The 1751-nt window shown below is 69.7% G+C and carries 2 protein-coding genes; both read left to right on the top strand.

Going from position 1 to position 1751, the window contains the following annotated elements; genetic code table 11:
* Window positions 1-861, top strand: an 861-nt coding sequence (locus tag ACIRS4_RS36435; RefSeq protein ID WP_404204280.1) for a condensation domain-containing protein, incomplete at its 5' end; no start/stop codon positions are given.
* Window positions 750-1751 (top strand): condensation domain-containing protein (locus ACIRS4_RS36430; protein WP_404204282.1); only part of this gene is annotated, 1002 nt, incomplete at its 3' end. The genes ACIRS4_RS36435 and ACIRS4_RS36430, both read left to right, overlap by 112 nt.

Raw genomic sequence — 1751 nt, 5'->3', positions numbered from 1 at the left:
CTTGCGCAGCAGCGCATGTGGTTCCTCAACCGCTTCGACACCGCCTCGGCCGTCAACAACATCCCGGTCGCCATCCGGCTCTCCGGTGAGCTGGACATCGCGGCGCTGCAGGTCGCGGTCATCGACGTCATCGACCGCCACGAGTCGCTGCGCACGGTCTTCCCGGAGACCGCGCACGGCCCGGTGCAGCGGGTGCTGGACGCCGCGCAGATCGTGCCGGACCTGACCCCGGTGCCGGTCACCGAGTCCAACCTGATCGACCACCTGGTCGAGCTGGCCACCATGGCCTTCGACGTCACCGGCGAAGTGCCTTTGCACGCGGCGCTTTTCGAGATCAGCGACACCGAGTACATCCTCGGCATGGTGGTCCACCACATCAGCGCCGACGGCTGGTCCATGGGCCCGCTGGCCCGCGACGTGATGGTGGCCTACGCGGCCCGCACCTCGTGGGAGGCCCCGGCCTGGGCGGAACTGCCGGTGCAGTACGCCGATTACGCGCTGTGGCAGCGCGAGGTGCTCGGCTCCGAGGACGATCCGGACGCGCTGATCTCCAAGCAGATCCGCTACTGGACCGAGGCCCTGGCCGACCTGCCCGACGAACTGGTGCTGCCCTCCGACCGGCAGCGTCCGGCCGTGGCCAGCTACCAGGGCGGCACCTACCCGTTCGCCATCTCCGCCGAAACCCAGCAGGCGAGATCCACCAGCGCCTGCTGGTGGATCTGGGCCGCCGGCACAACGCCTCGCTGTTCATGGTCATGCACTCGGCGCTGGCGGTGCTGCTGGCCCGCCTGTCGGGCACCTCCGACATCGCGATCGGCACCCCGGTGCACGGCCGCGGTGAGGCCGCGCTCGACGACCTGATCGGCATGTTCGTCAATACCCTGGTGCTGCGCACCGAGGTGGACGGCTCGGAGACCTTCGCCGACCTGCTGGCCCGGTCCCGCGACACCGACCTGCACGCCTTCGCGCACGCGGACGTGCCGTTCGAGCGCCTGGTCGAGGTCATCAACCCGGCCCGTTCGCAGGCCCGCCACCCGCTGTTCCAGGTCATGCTGACCTTCCAGAACACCCGGCAGGCCAGCCTGGAACTGCCCGGCCTCTCGGTCAACGGCATCGACTACGACGCCCGCCTGGCCAAGTTCGACCTGCAGCTGACCCTGCAGGAGGCGCAGGACGACCACGGCGAGCACGCCGGCATGTCGGCCGAGATCTCCTACGCGCTGGACCTGTTCGACGAGCCCACCATCGAGGCGTTCGCGCGGCGGCTGGATCTGATCCTGGCCGCTGTCATCGAGCACCCGGATCGCCCGCTCGGCGATATCGACGTGCTGGTCACCGGTGAGCGTGACCAGGTGCTGGACGGCTGGAACGACACCGCGTTCAACCTGGCCTCGGTGCTGCCCGCGCTGCCCGAAGGCGAGGCGGCGACGCTGGTCTCGCTGTTCGAGGCCCAGGCTCTGACCAGCCCCGATGAGCCTGCCGTGGAATTCGAGGGGACAGCTCTGTCCTACGCCGAGTTCGCGGCGCGGGTGCACAAGCTGGCCCGCAAGCTCATCGCGCAGGGCGTCACTGCGGAATCGCCGGTGGCCCTGGCGATCCGGCGTTCGCTGGATCTGGTCGTGGCCATGTACGCGGTGCTGCAGGCCGGTGCGGCCTACGTGCCGCTGGACCCCGACCAGCCGATGGAGCGCATCGACTACGTGCTCGACACCGCGCGCCCGGTCGCCATCCTGACCACCGGCCGCGACGAC

The organism is Streptomyces sp. NPDC101166 (assembly GCF_044768125.1).
Taxonomy (GTDB): domain Bacteria; phylum Actinomycetota; class Actinomycetes; order Streptomycetales; family Streptomycetaceae; genus Streptomyces.
The sequence above is the reverse complement of the archived record's forward strand: the minus strand, read 5'-3'. Positions and strand labels throughout refer to the sequence as shown.